General features: G+C 55.6%; 17 protein-coding genes. 12 read left to right on the forward strand and 5 right to left on the reverse strand.

Annotated features, from left to right (window positions below):
* Nucleotides 1-103: 103 nt before the first annotated feature.
* A complete protein-coding gene (locus tag JMF85_RS10615) occupies nucleotides 104-1321 on the reverse strand; it encodes a CynX/NimT family MFS transporter (protein WP_127607736.1) in 1218 nt (405 codons plus the stop codon).
* A 202-nt stretch (nucleotides 1322-1523) separates the two neighbouring features.
* On the opposite strand from JMF85_RS10615, the gene JMF85_RS10620 reads away from it, so the two are divergent.
* Nucleotides 1524-2240: an AzlC family ABC transporter permease gene (locus JMF85_RS10620; RefSeq protein ID WP_127607738.1), complete on the forward strand. Its 717-nt coding sequence runs from the start codon at nucleotides 1524-1526 to the stop codon at nucleotides 2238-2240.
* The gene (locus JMF85_RS10625; protein WP_127607740.1) at nucleotides 2231-2557 is read left to right on the forward strand and encodes an AzlD domain-containing protein; all 327 of its coding nucleotides are present in this window, start codon (nucleotides 2231-2233) and stop codon (nucleotides 2555-2557) included. The genes JMF85_RS10620 and JMF85_RS10625 overlap by 10 nt, the downstream gene beginning before the upstream one ends.
* Nucleotides 2558-2754: 197 nt before the next feature.
* On the opposite strand, the gene JMF85_RS10630 is transcribed toward JMF85_RS10625, so the two are convergent.
* Nucleotides 2755-3681, reverse strand: coding sequence for an aromatic acid exporter family protein (locus JMF85_RS10630; RefSeq protein WP_201318167.1), 927 nt, complete (start codon nucleotides 3679-3681; stop codon nucleotides 2755-2757).
* A 450-nt stretch (nucleotides 3682-4131) separates the two neighbouring features.
* On the opposite strand from JMF85_RS10630, the gene JMF85_RS10635 reads away from it, so the two are divergent.
* Nucleotides 4132-5307 carry a DGQHR domain-containing protein gene (locus JMF85_RS10635; RefSeq protein ID WP_141335083.1) on the forward strand — a complete coding sequence of 392 codons (1176 nt, stop codon included), beginning with the start codon at nucleotides 4132-4134 and terminating at the stop codon, nucleotides 5305-5307.
* Nucleotides 5307-6479, forward strand: a complete 1173-nt coding sequence (locus JMF85_RS10640; RefSeq protein WP_127607745.1) for a DNA sulfur modification protein DndB — start codon at nucleotides 5307-5309, stop codon at nucleotides 6477-6479. The genes JMF85_RS10635 and JMF85_RS10640 overlap by 1 nt, the downstream gene beginning before the upstream one ends.
* A gap of 188 nt (nucleotides 6480-6667) precedes the next feature.
* Here JMF85_RS10640 and JMF85_RS10645 read toward each other — a convergent pair whose 3' ends face one another.
* Nucleotides 6668-7855 carry an ROK family transcriptional regulator gene (locus JMF85_RS10645; protein ID WP_127607844.1) on the reverse strand — a complete coding sequence of 396 codons (1188 nt, stop codon included), beginning with the start codon at nucleotides 7853-7855 and terminating at the stop codon, nucleotides 6668-6670.
* Between the two features lie 167 nt (nucleotides 7856-8022).
* Here JMF85_RS10645 and JMF85_RS10650 point away from each other — a divergent pair, with 167 nt between their 5' ends.
* The 5 genes from JMF85_RS10650 to JMF85_RS10670 all read left to right on the forward strand — a co-directional run bounded on the left by JMF85_RS10650 (nucleotide 8023) and on the right by JMF85_RS10670 (nucleotide 12637).
* Nucleotides 8023-8778 (forward strand): class I SAM-dependent methyltransferase, encoded by a 756-nt coding sequence (locus JMF85_RS10650; protein WP_127607747.1) that lies wholly within the window; start codon nucleotides 8023-8025, stop codon nucleotides 8776-8778.
* Nucleotides 8771-9772 (forward strand): MBL fold metallo-hydrolase, encoded by a 1002-nt coding sequence (locus JMF85_RS10655; RefSeq protein WP_141335081.1) that lies wholly within the window; start codon nucleotides 8771-8773, stop codon nucleotides 9770-9772. The genes JMF85_RS10650 and JMF85_RS10655 overlap by 8 nt, the downstream gene beginning before the upstream one ends.
* Before the next feature lie 355 nt (nucleotides 9773-10127).
* The gene (locus JMF85_RS10660; RefSeq protein ID WP_127607751.1) at nucleotides 10128-11255 is read left to right on the forward strand and encodes a Ger(x)C family spore germination C-terminal domain-containing protein; all 1128 of its coding nucleotides are present in this window, start codon (nucleotides 10128-10130) and stop codon (nucleotides 11253-11255) included.
* Nucleotides 11252-11890: a hypothetical protein gene (locus tag JMF85_RS10665; RefSeq protein WP_127607753.1), complete on the forward strand. Its 639-nt coding sequence runs from the start codon at nucleotides 11252-11254 to the stop codon at nucleotides 11888-11890. The genes JMF85_RS10660 and JMF85_RS10665 overlap by 4 nt, the downstream gene beginning before the upstream one ends.
* A gap of 108 nt (nucleotides 11891-11998) precedes the next feature.
* Nucleotides 11999-12637, forward strand: coding sequence for a DUF1906 domain-containing protein (locus tag JMF85_RS10670; RefSeq protein ID WP_141335079.1), 639 nt, complete (start codon nucleotides 11999-12001; stop codon nucleotides 12635-12637).
* A 45-nt stretch (nucleotides 12638-12682) separates the two neighbouring features.
* Here the strand turns inward: JMF85_RS10670 and JMF85_RS10675 are convergent, their stop codons facing one another.
* Nucleotides 12683-13210 carry a phosphatidylglycerophosphatase A family protein gene (locus JMF85_RS10675; RefSeq protein WP_054796906.1) on the reverse strand — a complete coding sequence of 176 codons (528 nt, stop codon included), beginning with the start codon at nucleotides 13208-13210 and terminating at the stop codon, nucleotides 12683-12685.
* Complete coding sequence (locus JMF85_RS10680) at nucleotides 13207-14094, reverse strand: sensor domain-containing diguanylate cyclase (RefSeq protein WP_054796939.1); 888 nt, start codon at nucleotides 14092-14094, stop codon at nucleotides 13207-13209. Before JMF85_RS10680 ends, JMF85_RS10675 begins: the two co-directional genes overlap by 4 nt.
* A gap of 191 nt (nucleotides 14095-14285) precedes the next feature.
* On the opposite strand from JMF85_RS10680, the gene JMF85_RS10685 reads away from it, so the two are divergent.
* The 3 genes from JMF85_RS10685 (at nucleotide 14286) to JMF85_RS10695 (ending at nucleotide 16866) form a co-directional block, all read left to right on the forward strand.
* Nucleotides 14286-15326: a GerMN domain-containing protein gene (locus JMF85_RS10685; RefSeq protein WP_054796905.1), complete on the forward strand. Its 1041-nt coding sequence runs from the start codon at nucleotides 14286-14288 to the stop codon at nucleotides 15324-15326.
* Between the two features lie 153 nt (nucleotides 15327-15479).
* The gene (gene rph, locus JMF85_RS10690) at nucleotides 15480-16241 is read left to right on the forward strand and encodes a ribonuclease PH (protein WP_054800177.1); all 762 of its coding nucleotides are present in this window, start codon (nucleotides 15480-15482) and stop codon (nucleotides 16239-16241) included.
* Nucleotides 16222-16866, forward strand: coding sequence for an XTP/dITP diphosphatase (locus tag JMF85_RS10695; protein ID WP_054796904.1), 645 nt, complete (start codon nucleotides 16222-16224; stop codon nucleotides 16864-16866). The genes rph and JMF85_RS10695 overlap by 20 nt, the downstream gene beginning before the upstream one ends.
* Nucleotides 16867-17115 lie beyond the last annotated feature (249 nt).

Genomic DNA, 17115 nt, shown 5'->3' on the forward strand with positions numbered 1-17115 from the left:
CCCGCACGAATCTGAAGCAGGACCTCCGCAATTGCGAAGGTCCTGCTTCAGATTACGCTCCAGTTAAATCATCGGGTAAATCCGCTCCAACAAAGCTTTGATCTCATGATGATTCTTTCTTGCTGCCGGCTGTCACATACGCGTTGCGTCCGGCCCCGAGGCCCACGGACAGCAGCAGAAGACTGGCCGCCACAGTGATTAACAACGGAATTGCCCAAGTGTTGGTCACGTCATGAAGAAACCCGAACAGGACGGGGCCGAACGCGGCAAGCAAATATCCGACGGACTGCGCCATCCCCGACAGCTCGGCGGCTTGACGCGCATTCTGCGTGCGAAGCCCGAAGAAAGCAAGCGCCAAACTGATGCTTGAACCTACTGCAATCCCAATACAAATAATCCAAAGCCAGATCAGCGAGGTATTCCCGCTAAGCAATCCGAGGTATCCAATAAGGTGAAAGAGCACCGTTACGATTACAATGCCTCTTTGGTTGGAACTGCGCCCGGCGAGAATCGGAACGATGAATGAAACCGGCAGGCTTACAAACTGCATGGCGGATAGCATCCATCCGGCGGCTGAGACGCTCATCCCCCGGCTATGCAGAATTTCGGGCAGCCATGCCGCATTAATGTAAAAAAGCCACGACTGCAAGCCCATGAACAAGGTGACCTGCCATGCCAGGGAGGAGCGCCAGATGGAGCCGCCGCCGCCCGCAGTTGACGCTGCCTGGCGGGAACGAAGCTGCGGCAGCCAGAAGAGCGCGGCCAATCCGCCTAAGACAGCCCAGCTTGCGAGAGACCCCCGCCAGCCAAGTCCTGCCCCCACCGAAAGGGGGACGCTGATACCCGAAGCCAGTGCGCCAAAGACGTTCATCGAAACCGAGTACGCACCGGTCATGAATCCTACATGCTCGGGAAAATCCCGTTTAACAAGGCCCGGCAGCAGCACGTTTCCGATCGCAATGGCAAGACCGATGATGATTGTACCCATGAATAGCGTGACGACCGAAGCATAGGACCTTAGAAGAATCCCGACAATTAGCACGATCATGCTTAGGAAAAGCGTCATTTCCATCCCGATTTTGCGTGAAATTTTAGGGGCAACCGGGGAGAGCGCGGCAAAGGCCAGTAACGGCAAAGCGGTTAGCATGCCGGTTACCGTATTCGATAAATGAGTCTCTAAACGAATCGCATCTACCAAGGGGCCTAATCCTGTGATGGCGGCCCGAAGATTTGCGGCGACCAGCAATATCCCCAGGATTAACCACACGGTCTTCATCCGGGAACGCACGTAATGTCCGCTAGAGTCATACTTCAGAAGCATATTCCTAGACACCTGCTTTCTAGTCTGACAAATTACACATTCTATAATCATATCAAAAAAAATAGAGAAAAACATCATAGGTCTGGTCAATCGGGAGAAAATTTGCGGGCGCATGAGGAGGACTCTTTGGTTGGCGAGTGCGAAAATGATATAATTAATAGAATATGGCATTGAAAACTGATGAGATGATGGAGCAGATCACATGCAAACAAACACGACAGCTGCCCCCAAGGACGATACGTTCATACAGGGGGTAAAGGATTGTATTCCTACTTTGCTCGGGTACTTAAGCATCGGGTTCGCCGCAGGCGTCGTGGAGAAGACCGCAGGCTTAAGCTTAGCGGAAATCGCTCTTCTGTCCTTGCTGCTTTATGCGGGTTCCGCACAATTTATTTTTGCCGGGATGATCACGGCCAGTTATTCCGTTACCGCCATGATCTTTACGATTTTTTTTGTGAATCTCCGCCATATTTTGCTAAGCGCGGCCTTATCGCCTTATTTTCGACATCTCTCTCCGATGAAAAATATTGGGATAGGTTCCCTGCTAACCGATGAGACGTTCGGAGTGGCATTAACCCGGGCAGCCGGCAAGGAGCGGATCAGTGAAAGATGGATGCACGGTCTTAACGTGACAGCATACTTGAACTGGTTTGTCGCGAATATGGCCGGCGCGTATTTTGGACAATGGATTACAAATCCGGAGAGGTATGGTCTTGATTTTGCTTTGCCGGCGATGTTTATAGGACTTCTTGTACTGCAAATGGCAAGCCGCGGTCAAATCATGAAAGACGTTGTTGTCGCAATCAGCGCGATCTTCATTATCGTGGGAATGAGCATGATTTCATCCGGAAGCTTAGGTGTTATCGTGGCTACCGTTCTAGCTTCAACCATAGGATTGGTGATGGATAAATGGAAATAAGATGGCACATCGTATTCATTATTATCGGAGCGGCTATTGTAACCTTCATTCCGAGAATTCTTCCCCTTGTAGCGCTTAGCCGTATTCAATTGCCAAGCTGGGCATTGCAGTGGTTGAAGCATGTTCCGATTGCTATTATGGCTGCGTTGATTGGACAGGAACTGTTCGCACCGCAAGGGGAGGCTTCGTTTTTTATAAATAAAGCGGAGTTAGTAGCCGCCTTGCTTACTTTTACGGCAGCCATGATCACACGCAGCCTGCTGGGGACGGTCCTCATTGGCATTCTGAGCATGTTCGCACTGCGTTTATTTATTTAGGGCACAGCCGGAATCCTTGATATGAAGGCGAATCTCAGGTACTTTTAGCTATCTTTCGACAATAAGATTTGTTATGATTAGGTACAAAGTGCGACAGCTGCTTCTGCAGCGAAGTAGTCGTTCAGCCCAGCCAAATAGCCTTCTCTTCGCGCATCCCGTCCGGACTGTGCAAAGCAGAAGGCTTTTGTGAGCGCGAATTACATGGTTTCAATGAACTTCTCCAGCTCATTCGCTAAGGAGAACAAGTTTGCCCGGTTCTCGAACTCGGCGCGCGTGACCGGGAGAGGCAGCTGCTTGTGGTATTCGCGGATCGCTCTCAGCTTCTCATGGTACGAGGCGAGGTCTCGCCCCGCTTGAAGGTCACGGCCGAGCTCGTCGATCAAGCGTCCGATGCGCACGCCTTGCTCGAGGGTGGTGTCCAGCATCGAGACGAGCGTCAGCATGCGTTCGAGTATTTGATACTGCCGCTGCTTTTGTTCGAAGTAGTACAGAAACGGATTATCCTTCCGCATCATGTTGTTTTCCACTTCGAGAATGGCCAAATTTTTGCCTTTATCGAGCAGCTTGGCGAGCGTGAGCAGCTCTTTGCCGTCCCACAGCCCGTAACCTTCGACTAAATATTTAGCGAATTGGCCGAGGATGGCGGACATGTTGGCATGAATCTCTTCTTTGTATTGTGAAATTTGTTTATCAATGCCCGGCATATACAAATTGACGATAAGCGCCACGCCGAGGCCGATTGCGATGATGGCCAACTCATTGAGCACGAAGGACGTGTTAAGCGCGCCGTTCATATAGATGTGCATGATGATGACGGAGCTGCTGGCGATGCCGCCTTGAATTTTGAACCTGACGCAAACCGGAATGAACAGCATGTACAGCAGAATGAAAATTAACGGATGACGCCCGAAAAAGTGAAACATGAAGCCGGACATCGCCATTCCTGCGAGGCAGGCGAGGAGCCGTTCCCAGACGGCTGTGAACGACTGTTTTCTTGTTTTTTGAATGCACAGCAGCGCCAAAATCCCGGCCGACGTATAAGACGACAAGTGCAGCGATTGTGCGATCAATATAGCGATGCTGACGCCAACCGCCGTTTTGATCGTGCGAAATCCGATGGTCATGCCAACCCCTCCCCGAAAATCCTGACCGCTATAAAGTCATATATATGTAATAATATATAACATATACGCGGGGAGTCGTTCTACAGATTTGTCGAAAATATGAAAATAACAAAAATTACACTTCCACAGTCAGCCGTTAGTATTTGAATCGGCCACAGTTTTTATTTTATGATGGGAGTAGCTGCAATTCGCTGTCTGTCTGGATGTATGCGTTCGGCCGCTCGTTCGACGCTTTTTTGTCTAAGAAGCTAGTGAATCGACCGGGGTACTCTAGCGGAACGAGAGGGAGAGATTCACTTTTTTCGTGAAAAAACGAATCAATTCGGGGATAAGCTGAATGTTTAGGTCTTAAAACGTGTATAATGGAGTCATATCAACCTATTTTTGCCATTTTGATTCGAAAGGCATGACGGCTTCTTAATAACGAACCCGCAAAGGAGGAATTTAGCTTTGGATCAAATCTCATCTTTATCTGAATTGTTGGCTGTACAAAAAACGTCGTCGTTCATCGAAATTCCGGGAACGCTCTCCCGAACGTTCGGTCAAACGACGTTGTCCACTACGCTGCCGATGAGCAAGCTGTTCGCGATTTACGAAGTGGATCTCGAAGTACAGCGCTCCATCGTTCCGCTTAATTTATCCCGGATGATGGACTATATCATGTTGTATCTGGACCACGGCCAAGGCATTTATTTTCCGGGGATCATCCTGTCTGCCCGAGGAGCCGGGGAATATGATCCGGCATCCGGTGTATACCGCCTGCAAGCGATCGAGAAGCTCTATGTCGTGGATGGGCAGCACCGGTTGGCCGCTTTCCGCCGTTTGATGGAAACGCTGCAAAGCGCGATGGCGCGCGCCAAAGACCGCCGGGAGTACGACCGGATGGAAGAAATCGGCAAGAAGCTTAGCAAACTGTACACCTTCCCGATGTCGACGATGATTTATTTGGACATCAACGCCAGACAGGAGCGTCAGCTGTTCTCCGACATCAACAAGCTTCCGCGTAAAATCGGGGGCAATCTGGCTGTGCTTCGCGAACAGCGCCGTTTCTACCACGTCCTCGCCACGCGTCTGGTGGAGGAATCGCCGATCATGAAGCGGATTCCGGTGGATATGTTCACGGAGCGGGGCAAGGGACCGGAGTTTTTGTTCTCGTACCATTTGCTGATCGAAATCTTGATCGGATTGTTCGAGGGCAGGCTGAAATCGGCTTCGCGGGGCAATGGCTACTACTTCGAGGATCATGAAATCGAAAGCCAGATGAAAGTGGCGGAGCATTATTTCGAAGGCATGCTGCGACACTTGCCGGAGCCGGAGAAGGGCGAGCTGTGCTGGTCGGAGAACCTGCAGATCGCACTGGCGATGTTCTTCCACGGGGAAGCGACGAAAAGCGGCACGTTTAACAAATATGCGCTTGATTATGCGCTTCACATTTTGCCGCACTTGGATTGGAACGCGATTTATTCCGGAGACGAGAAAGACCGGCTGCCTAGACGTTCGCGCATTATGAAAGCTTTCCAATACGTGAAAGGTTTTTATGAGGAGCACCACTTGTTCCTGATTCGCGAATCGGACATGGCAGATGAGATGGAGGACGAGAAGGAAGCTAAGGAGGATGTCGGTTAATGGACGGCTTGCGTTTGAAAATGACAATTCATCCGTTTTGCGACCGTTTCGGTCTCGCGACGGTTCCGATCCAGGTTCAGGATCTGTTAAATTACACGACGATCGACCCGATGGTGCAGCGTAAGCTGAGCGGGGGCCAGCGTCGGAAAATCGCCAATTACTTGCAGGAGCGGGAGCTCGATCGCGTCTTCTTCGGACCGGTGACGCTGTCGCTGCGCGATGTGGCCAGTTTAGCCAAGACGGAAGAAGGATTAAGCTTGCGCCCGGGTTCGAAGCTGAGCATTCTCGACGGTCAGCACCGGATTTTGGCGCTCGGTTACGTGAATGAGCAAATGCTGAAAGAGTCTCGACGGCTGGAACGCAAATTGTCCGGTCTGAAGGTCAAGGTTCGCAGAAATCCGGAGGACACGGAAGCCGCGACCGAGCTGGAACTGCTGGAAGGTCAGATCGAGCAGCTGGAACGCCGCAGACTGGAATTGATGGAGAGCGAGCTGGCGGTGCAAATTTACATCGGACTGAGTGAAGAAGAGGAGAAGCAGCTGTTCGGCGACATCAACTCGAAGGTGCAGCTCGTAAGCAAGGAGCTCGGTCATTCGTTCGATTCGATCGACCCGCTCAACCTCGTCATTCAGCAGGTCCTCGAGCACAACATGTTCCTGAAGGGGGCCGGGGTGGAGCGTCGGGCGAACTTAACGGCGTACAACAAAAACTTTACGTCGTTCAGCTGGCTGTACTCGACGGCGACGATGCTGTTTACCGGCAAAATGCAGCCGTCTTACGAGCTGGCGCGCAAAATCAAAAAAGATCCGACCCTGTATATCGAAATTTTGCATCAGTTCTACAGTACGCTGCTTCCGCTTATGCCGGAGCAGCCGGGCTTGCCGCAATACAGCTCGTCGGCGCGCGCCATGCAGGAGAGCATCGCCTTGTTTGCACACCGGTACTTATTCACAGACGGTCAATATACGAAAAATTGGACGACATGTCTGCGCATCTTCGAAGGCTTCGATTGGACGCAGGAGAACGAACTTTTGATCGAACGATTCGGTCTGCTCGATAACGGCAAGCTGAATTTGATTCACGAGAAATCGCTTCGCAAGCACGGACGATTGGTTCAACTGTTCCAAGAGCTGTACGGCGAACCGTCATCGGAAGACGAAGCAACGGCATAATGCCGCATATGGATGCAGCCTGTGCGTCTGCATCCGGGCATGAACGTTATGAGCTCTGCTCCTCGAACGCGAGGGGCAGAGCTTTTTGGTTTATGAAACGCGCGGATCGGTCGCATTTTGTGGATAAGAGCCGGGGCAGCGCCGCCGCTCTGTGCCGGGCCTTTAGGTAAAAGGCTCGGGCCGCCTGCCTATACAACGCTCAGCCGGTTGATGACCATCAGGGCGGCTCCGGCGGCAAGCGCGTCATCGCCGAGCGAGCCTTGGCTGAAGACGACTTGATATTTCGGATAATAATAGGTGCGCTGAATCGCTGCGCGTGTCGCGATGTGGAAAAATCCGGGGTGGCTGCCAATGACCGCGCCTCCCAGAATAACCTTCTCCGGGTGCAAAATGTTCAGCAAATTGGACAGGCCGATGCCGAAATAAGTCGCTGCCTGGGTAAACAGCTCTACCGTTAGCGGATCGTTCTCCTGCAGCGCCTGCTGCAGGTGGGCGAATTGAATGAGATCGGGGTCCCGTTCCATTCGCTGCAGCGCGCTGTCGCGTCCTTGCTTCAGGCGTGAGCGCGCCTGCTGTTCGAGCGCGGGGATGGAAACATAAGATTCCAGCGCGCCGTAGTTTCCTTGCCCCCAGAGCCGGGGACCGTCCGTCTGGATGATCATCTGACCGATCGAGCCCTCCATGTCGACGGCGCCGTAGACGACATGACCGCCGGTCATCATTGCCGAGCGCAATCCGACCCCGACATGCACGTAGAGCAAGTGGCGGTAGTCGCGTCCGCGGTCGGACCATGATTCCCCGATGAGCGCGGTGTTCGCTCCGTTGTCCAGCATGACGGGGAAGCCGAGCCGCTGCTCCAGAAACTCGGTCACGTGCACTTGGGTCCAGCCGGGGGCCGGGAAGTGAAGCGGGTCCAGCAGAACGCCGGATTCCCGGTCGAGCGGTCCGACCGCGCCGATCCCCATGCCGAGCACCCGGTCCCCGGTCAGACCGCGCTTAAGCAGCATCGCTTCCGCTTCCGCCGCAATTTCTTCCAGAAGTACCTGCGGCGTCGTCTGTTCGGTCATGACCCAGCGTTTCGCTTCGAGCCGGTTCATTTGCATGTCGAAGAGCATCAGCTTGGAGTAGATGCGGGATATATCCAGTCCGAACACATAGGCATAATCGGAATTAATCGTATACAAGATTGGCCTGCGCCCGCCGGTCGACTCGCCGAAGCCGGCTTCGGCAATAAACCCTTGGTTCGTCAGTTCTTCCAGCGTACGGGTCAACGTGCTGCCGGTCAGGCCGCTTTTTTCCAACAGCTCGATTTTCGAGACGACGCCGTGCTTGCGGATATGCTCATAAATTTCTTTCGATTTCCGCCCGTTGATCATTTGTTCGATTCGTGTACGGTTCACGTATATTCCTCCATGGGTTGGAGACCTGTTTTACAGAAAATCATTATACTACAGGCCCTTCCGGTTAACCATAGCTTTTACAAACACGATTCTGGTAAAATAGGGCGTAGTCTGTGTAAGCGAAGAAGGAGTAGAAGAGTCCTATGTCGGAATGGTACAAAAAAAGTTTCGGAGACGACTATTTAATCGTATACAAACACCGCGATATGAAAGGGGCTTACGAGGAAGTCCGGCGCATGATGGAATGGCTGGAGCTGCCGGAAGGATCGGAAGTGCTCGATTTATGCTGCGGTATGGGTCGTCATTCAATGGCCTTGACCGGTTTCGGTTTCAAGGTCACAGGCGTCGATTTGTCGGAAGTGCTGCTAGGGGAAGCCCGCAAGCTGGACAAGAAGGGCGAAGTGCGCTGGGTCCACGGCGATATGCGGCAAGTTCCGCTCGAAGGCCCCTTCGACGCGGTCGTGAACTTGTTCACGTCGTTCGGTTATTTCGACAACGATGCCGAACATGAGCGCGTGTTGAAGGAAATTTGGAGGCTGCTTCGTCCCGGCGGACGGTTTATCGTCGATTTCCTCAACCCGGAATACGTGAGGGCCCATTTGGTGCCGCATTCCGTGCGGACGGAAGACGGGCTTCGCATCGAAGAAACGCGCCGAATCGAGAACGGTTACGTATGCAAGACGATCAGGCTGGTGGAAGAAAACGCCCAGACATCAGACGAGGCGCGCGTCTACGAGGAACGGGTGAAGCTGATCGACCTCGACACGTTCCTGGATCTGTTGTGCCGTGCGGGCTTGAAAGTCGACGCCGTATACGGCGGTTACGACGCCTCGCCTTACGAGTCAGAATCGGCAAAACGGATGATCTTTGTAGGCAGGAGGGGTGAAGGAGATGAGTAGCCGCGTTCCGGTTCCGGGGCAACCGGCTGTCTTGACGAAGCATGGCGACGTCGTGCAGGTGAAAGTTCCGCTCCCGTTTCCTTTGCGCTGGGTGAACGCTTATTTGCTGCCCGGCCCCTCAGGCTGGACCTTGATCGATCCGGGCCTTCGAACGACGGCCGCCGAAGAGGTCTGGACCTCGGCGCTTGCGGAGCTGGGCGTATCTTTTCGGCACATCGACCGCATCGTGCTGACGCATCACCATCCGGACCATTACGGGCTTGCCGGCTGGTTCCAGGAGCGCACGAACGCGCAGGTGTTCCTGTCGCAACCGGGCTTGGAGCAGGTGCGCCTGCTTTGGGGCGAGGGCGCGCCGATGACGGAGCGGCTGCTTGCGCTGTTTCGGCGGCATGGGCTGCCGGCCGAGCTCGAGGCGCCGATGCGCGAGCATATGGACGGCTTCATGCCGGCTGTGTCGCCACAGCCCGAGGTGACCGTGTTGTCCGGGGGCGAGGAGATGCGGCTAGGGGAGCGGACTTACACGTCGATACTCACGCCGGGGCATGCCGCCGGGCACCTTTGCTTTTATCAGGCGGAGACGAAAGAAATGTTTTGCGGCGATCATGTGCTGCCGCAAATTTCGCCGAACGTCAGCTACTTGCCGGGCGGCATCGACGAGAACCCGCTCGCCAGTTATTTGGAAAGCTTGCGCACGATTAGCCGCTTTGAGGTTCGCCTTGCGTATCCGGGGCATCGCGAGCCGTTCGGACGGCTGGCTGCGCGGGCAACCGAGCTGATCGCGCATCACGCCGAGCGCCTGGAGGCGATGCAGGCTTGCTTGACGGAGCCGGCAACGGCTTATGCGGTATGCCGGGCGACGTTCGGCGAAGCGCTCAGCTTGCACCAGCTGCGGTTCGCGCTATCGGAAACGATCGCGCATCTGATTTATTTGCGGGAAACGGAGCGGGCTGGCGTTGAAGAGCAGGGCGGCATCGTATTTTTCGGGCACAATTGAACAGGCAGGTAAACGCGCTGGAAGCACGCCGGGACGGAAACCGAACCGTCAGCGGCGTGTTTTTTTAAGTTATTTCAGTAAGTATAAAGTTTTCAGCGGAGCTGACAGGTTCTGTATCGCGAGTAAAGCTGCCACCCAAACATGAATAGGTATCTTCCTTGAAGGGCTCCGATCAGGAGCTTTTTTTATTTTCTTTGAGGTCCTTGTCCCGGGCCCAAGCTTCTCATGAACGTCCGGCGTTCCTTCGGCGGATGGGGATTGCTGCATAAAAAGGCTGAAACTAGGAAATAGTAGGTATTCGACCGATAATACGATCGGGAATACCTAGTTTATGTAGACGAAGGAGGACGGCCGGATGGATGGGAGGATGAGCAGTCGTCCGGGACGACTGCTGCTGCCGGCGGCGCTGCTGCTGATATGGGGGTGCGCGGGCTGCGGGGGGACGGAGGACGCCGCATACCGGCTGCAGGAAGCCGCCGGCACTGCCGTAACGTTAGCGGGAGTGGACGAAGACCCCGCCGGTATTCGCATGACCACGCGGCAAGCGGTTCCCGGGCAAGCGGGGAGCGGCCTGCAGGCGAACGCAGTGACGAATGTCGAGGCGCGGTCGTTCGTTTCGCTGGCCGAGGGGGCGATGCGATGGAAGCAGAAAGATCCGCCGCAGGTGGTGGTCATCGGCGAGGCCTGGGTGCGCCGTCACGGGATTCCGGCGTCTTGGCTGGCCGAGTTCCGCCGCATGGGGATTCGACAAGGCAGCAGGCCGGCCGTCGCCGTTGTCGGAGGGACGGCGGAAGCTTTCGTCCGCCGCCCGGACGCAGGTTCGCTCGGTCGAATGGCTCTGGAGCCGCAAGCGGTCGTTCGCAGCTCGCTGTACGAAGCGAAGCCGGAATACGAATCCGATCTCGCGCTTCCCTTCTTTGCGTTGGATCCTTCCGGTACGGGGACTGGCACGGACGGAAATGAAATTGGAAGAAATCCCCTTGTTTCAGTGAAAGCGATGCTGTTTAAAAAACAACAGCTTGTCGCCATTCTCCCGCCGCAGCAAAGCCGGCTGCTGGTCTGCTTGCGCGGAGGAAGCTCGCTTCAGGAGCCGCTCGGAGCGGGGGCGGCGCAAGCTGCGTTACAGCCGCAAGCCGGGAACGGGGGCTTGTCCGTATCGTCGGTGTCCTGCCGGACAAGCGTAGCCGCTAACGGCGATTTGCAGCGGCCTCGCCTGCGCATCGCCCTGCATGTGAACGGCATTGACGCTTCGGACGCCGTTACTGCTGCCGAGGCATCCGCTTACGAGCGGTCGATGTACATGCAGGCGAAAGCGCTGATTGAGCAGCTGCAGAGGCTGGAGATCGATCCGTTGAATTGGGGAGAAGCGATGCGTTCGCAGTACCCCGGATTTTGGACGGCGGATCGGTGGAGATCGGCGTTCGCTAAAGCAAGCATTCAGCTTGACGTGAACGTACACATTCGCGGAGGTGTCACACAATGACGAATCGACTAACAAATAAGATGGTGCGGAGAGCGGCACTCGCCGCGGCGGCGCTGCTCACTGCGGGTACACTGCTCGCCGCATGCCAGAAAAGCGAAAAGAAGCCGGAGGATAACGCTCAAACCGCACCGGCTCCGGCGACCGGCGGGGAGCAGCAGCCCGGATCGGCTGGTCAAACGCCTCCAGCCGGCCAGGGCGGGACCGGTACGGCCCCCGGCGGAACGGCTGCACAGCCGAATGAGCCGGTTAAATTAACGCCGCTCTCCTATCTGGAAGAAGAGAAAAAGTTTATTCGCGAAACCGCAAATAAGCTCGGCGTCAAAACCGTCTATTTGCCGCAGCAGGGCGCTCCCGACGATAGACTGAGCCAGGTGCAGGGAATGGAGAAGGCGTTCGCGCTTGTCTTTTTGAAGATGCAAATTGTCGAATCGGCTCAAGAAATCAAACCGGCGGACAAGCCCGAATCGGAACGGGAGGTCAAGCTCAACATCGGCACGGGCAAATGGGTCACAGTCGCCGGGCAGCCTACGCTCTACTTGAAGCTCGGCGATACGTATTTGGCGCTAAGCTCGGCAAAATCCGTCTCGCCGCAAGAAATTGAAGCCATCGCCGAAACGTTGGCGCCCATGAAGTAACGGGTACCTGCCGACCGCGAAGACGGGCGTTCTTCTCAGCTCGATTGTCCCTTGCGCGCATAGGATGAATGCAGCAGTTCGATTCGATACTTGCGGGAGGGATCCATCATGGCGGAAGGCATCGACCGCGCGGCCCCTTTTACGACGGCGGCGCCGCTCGACTGTTTGCGCAGCAACGGCATCACGTTTATCGGCAGATATTACAGCAATTCCGATTGGAAAAACTTGACCCGCAGCGAAGCGCAGCTCATTTCTTCGCGCGGCCTTTGGATCGTGACGGTTTATCAGGATGCGGCGAATAACCCCGGCTATTTTACGTATGAGCGCGGGGTCAGCGATTGCAGCAGGGCGATTCAACGGGCAACGGACGTCGGTCAACCGACCGGCACGCCGATTTATTTTGCCGTCGACTTCGAAGTGAGGGCGCAAGATTCGCGTCTGGCGAATGTGGAGCGGTATTTCGAAGGCGTCCAGCAGCGGATGCGGCAGTATGCGCAAGACAACGGCGGCGCGAGCTGGCCGCTCGGCATTTACGGCACGTACGACGCGGTGACGTACATCCGGGACCGGGTCGACGACGTGACGTATATATGGTTGACGTATGCATGGAGCCGCGGACGTACGCTCGATGAAGCCAACCTGTACCAGTACAGCAACGATCTTACGCTGGACGCATGCCGCAACGCCGGGACTGTGGACCGGGTTCGTTCGAACGGCAGCGGCGGAGGGTTTAAAGTGAATGCATAAGAAGACGGCGCTTTCTCGCAAAGAGAAAGCGCCGTTTTCAATTCGTCAGGAAGGAGGGAGCAAGCCCTTCTTTTCTTTTTCCTCCTGCTTGCGATGGGCGATGCGGCTGCTGGCCGAGGCGGCGATTGCGCCGACGATGTCGTCCAGAAACGTATGCTTGTGCGGGCCGGATTTATCGTTCAAGGTTTGGACGATGCCGGGCTTCAGCTTGTCGATGTACCCGAAGTTCGTTAATCCGATGCTGCCGTACACGTTGACGATCGACAGCGCCAAAATTTCATCGCAGCCGTACAGGCCTTCGTCGTTCTCGATCATTTCCTGCAACGGGGAACGCAGCTTTCCTTCTTCGGTGAGAATATCGAGCTGAATGCCGGTCAGGATGGCGTTCTGCACCTCGCGTTTGGACAACACCTGCTCGACACTTGTTTGGCATTCTTCGATCGTCAAGGTGTCGTAATAATTTTGCTGAAGTAAGAACGTAAGTTCGGCGATATCTTCGATACGAACGCCGCGCTCCTGCAGCCATTGCTTGGAAGCCTCGGCTACTTGTTGACTGTTCAAGCTGTAGGTCATGCGGATCCTCCTTTGGGCTGCGTGTAAAACTGAAAGTCGTTTTTGCCCTGCTGCTTCGACGCGTACATGGCGATATCGGCGCACTGGAGGAGCGAATCGGCGTCAGGGGCGTCCTCCGGGTAGAAAGCAGCTCCGATGCTGCTTGTAATCGCGATCTGTTGGCCGCTCAGCTCGAACGGCTGGCTGAGCACCTCTGCAATGCGCCTTCCGATCTTGGCGACATCCTCCCGCAGTTCGAACTGCTGCAGCAGCACAACGAATTCATCCCCGCCCATCCGGCATATCGTATCCGGCTCGCGTATGGAATGGGAGAGACGGGAGGCGGCGGTAGCGAGCAGCTCATCGCCGATGGCGTGCCCGTAGGTGTCGTTGATGCGCTTAAAATCGTCCAAATCCAAGTACAACAGGGCTAGTTTATGATGATAGCGCCTCGCAATATGCAGCGCTTGCGTGAATCGATCGTGAAATAGACGGCGGTTAGGAAGCCCCGTTAACGCATCATGATAGGCAAGACGAGTAAGCCGTTCTTCCTGCTGCTTATAGGAGCTGATGTCTTTCGCGGATAGAGCGGCTTGTCCACAGGCTCCGTCGTGGTTCAGCGGGTAGCCTTTGGCTTCCAGCCAAAGCAGCTTGCCGTCGGGCAGGAAGATGCGGAACATCATGACAAAGGATTGGGACTGCTGAAGCAACACCTGGCAGGCGTTTTGAAGCCCCTGTAAATCCCCGTCGAATACCTTGGCATATAAAGGCTCGCCCGCATTGTGAGCAGGAGAGACGCCGATCGGCGTTCCGGCTGCATCAAACAGCCACAACCAGTCCGGCGATTGCTGAACGGCTGTCCGGTATAGACGGTCGGTGAAAGAATCGGGGAGACGGTTTTCCATCGGAATCACCTCTTTTTGGAAAAACTCTCCTTTATTATAGGTTTCGGGGGCTAGTTAAATCAAGATAATATGCGACTTTGGAAGCAAATAAGTTTCTGCTCAAAATGGACAAAGTACAGGCATAAACTTGTCTTCCTCCCGTATATATAGAGGTAAACGGACAACACCCCAATACCAAGGAGGAAACGTAAATGAAACAGGATAAGTGGATCCGGTGGGCCGCCGTTACCGGCCTTGTCATGGTTGTGACGACAGGCTGCTCGTTATTGGACACGAAGGAACAATCGCAGCCCATCGACCAGCCTCCGAGCGGTATAGAAGCGAAAACGACGAGTGTACAGCCGTCCGCGGAGATCGCCAATCCGATGCAGCTGACCGTGTACGCCAAAGACGAGCGAGGGTTCGTAGCCCCGATTTCGCTGCAGGTGGAGAAAACCGAAGGCACAGCGAAGAAAGCGCTCGAGTATATGGTCGAAGGCGGTCCTTCCGAGGGACGTCTGCCTGCGGGCTTCAGCGCGCTGCTGCCCAAAGGCACCGAGGTCAAGGGCATCAACATTATCAAAGATCAGAAGCTCGCGGTTGTCGACTTTTCCAAAGCCTTTAACGACTACAACCTGCAGGACGAGCGTAAAATATTGGAAGCCGTAACGTGGACCGTGACCGGATTTCCGACTGTCGATAAGGTGCAAATCCGGGTCGAAGGCACGGCGATCAAAGAGATGCCGGTTGGCGGAACGCCGCTCGACGAGCCGCTGTCCCGCACAATGGGCATCAACATTGAGAAGCCGGACGGCGTTGAGTACGGGCAGACGACGCCGGTCACGCTGTACTTCCTGAGCCAAAACCAAGAAGAGTATCCGTATTATGTGCCGGTTACCCGTTTGATTAAACGTACAGACCAAATCTCCGAAGCGGTCGTACAGCAGCTGATCGCGGGACCGGATCAAAGCAAAGGGCTTGAAGCCGTCTTGAACGCGGGCAGCGAGCTGCTCGGCGTCAGTCAGTCGTCCGACGTGATCACCGTCAACTTCTCTGACAAAGTGCTCGGACCGGATGCCAAAGCGCCGGCTGAAGCGTTGAAGGCGGTCGTTCTGTCGATTACCGAAAATGCCGGGACCGGCACGAAGGTGCAAATTCTCGTGAACGGCGATGCCAAAGTCAACGGAACCGACAATCAAAGTTATGCCAAGCCGGTCAGCCGCCCTTCGACGGTCAACCCGAATAAATTATAGGGCTTTCGCCGCAAGCCGCGCCCTCTCCGGAAGCTTCGACGCCTCGGGGATCGGGCGCTTTTCTTTGACGCGGCCGGTCATCAGGCGTTTGGTTTTCCAGGAAGCGTTTGGTACAATGGGTACGTTAAAGTAAAAGGAGGATTCGACGAGTTCATGAGAAGCGACGGGAGAAGAGCCGATCAGGCAAGACCGGTCCGGATTACGACGGGCTATAATAAACATGCGGAAGGGTCCGTATTAATCGAAGTCGGAGACACCAAGGTCATTTGCACGGCGACGGTTGAGGAACGGGTGCCGCCTTTTATGAAAGGACAAGGGCGAGGCTGGGTGACGGCGGAATATTCGATGCTGCCCCGGGCTACGACGGTTCGCAATCAGCGGGAGTCGGCCAAAGGCAAGCTGGGAGGCCGCACGATGGAAATTCAGCGTCTGATCGGCCGAAGCTTGCGTTCTGTCGTTAATTTGGAAGCGCTCGGCGAACGCTCGATTACGCTTGACTGCGACGTGATTCAAGCGGACGGCGGCACGCGAACGACGTCGATTACGGGTGCATTCGTCGCGATGGCGATCGCGATCGATAAAATATCGCGGGAGAAAAATTTGAGTCGCTTTCCGATCAACGATTTTCTCGGGTCGCTCAGCGTCGGCATCATTCAAGGCGCCGCCTGCCTCGATCTGAATTACGAAGAGGATTCGAAAGCCAAGGTCGACATGAATGTCGTGATGACCGGTCAAGGAAAGTTCGTCGAAGTGCAGGGAACCGGCGAGGAAGCTCCGTTCTCCCGCCAGGAGCTCGACGAGCTGCTCGCTTTAGCCGAAGCGGGCATCCAGGCGATGATCGCGGAACAGCAGCAAGCCCTGGGGCCGATCGCAGATCGGATAAGGGGGAATTCGCATGCCGCTTCCCGGTCCTGAGGTGGTCATCGCCACCAAGAACGCCGGTAAGGTGAAGGAATTTCAAGCGCTGTTCGGTGAACGAGGAATCGCCGTCCGAAGCCTTCGGGATTATCCGGATATTCCGGATATCGTGGAGGACGGCGAAACGTTCGCAGCGAACGCGCTCATCAAGGCGAGAGCGGTAGCGAAGGCTATCGGCGCGCCTGCCGTCGCCGACGATTCGGGTCTCGCCGTGGAGCGGCTGAACGGCGCCCCCGGCGTCTACTCGGCGCGTTATGCGGGTGAACCGGCCGACGACGCGGCGAATAACCGCAAGCTGCTCGCCGAGCTCGGGCAGCTTGGGGCGACGGCCGGCGCTGCCGCGAATCCGGGCGGCGTGAAGCTGCTCAGCGCCGCGAAGTTCGTCTGCGCGATGGCGTTCGTTGACGCGGACGGGACAGTCCTTGCGGCGGTAGAGGGCGAATGCGACGGCGCGATTGCGGCGGAGCCGAGAGGCGAACACGGCTTCGGCTACGATCCGCTGTTTTACATCCCGCAGCTCGGCCGCACGATGGCTGAGCTGTCGATGGAAGAGAAGAACGCGCTCAGCCACCGGGGGCAAGCGCTGCGCAAGCTGTGGCAGGCCATGGACAAGCAGGGCTAGAGCCGCATTACGATGCCTTATTTCGCCGTTTATTTATGGGTATACCAAATAGCGGAACTCTGGTACTCTATTTCTCGAAAATCCGTGCTCCGGCACGGTTTCGGGTGAAATAAGGTACGGTGGTTCCGCTATTTGTGTTGCGGTTCCGCCAGTTCCCGCGGCTGCGGAAACTCGCCTTTTTTGGAAAAGTACGCGCCCGTAACAGGCGCGGCTAGCTGCCGCCCAGCGCATCGCGCCGGGCCCTCCCGA

Source organism: Paenibacillus sp. EPM92 (genome assembly GCF_016586185.1).
Lineage (GTDB): Bacteria > Bacillota > Bacilli > Paenibacillales > NBRC-103111 > Paenibacillus_G > Paenibacillus_G validus.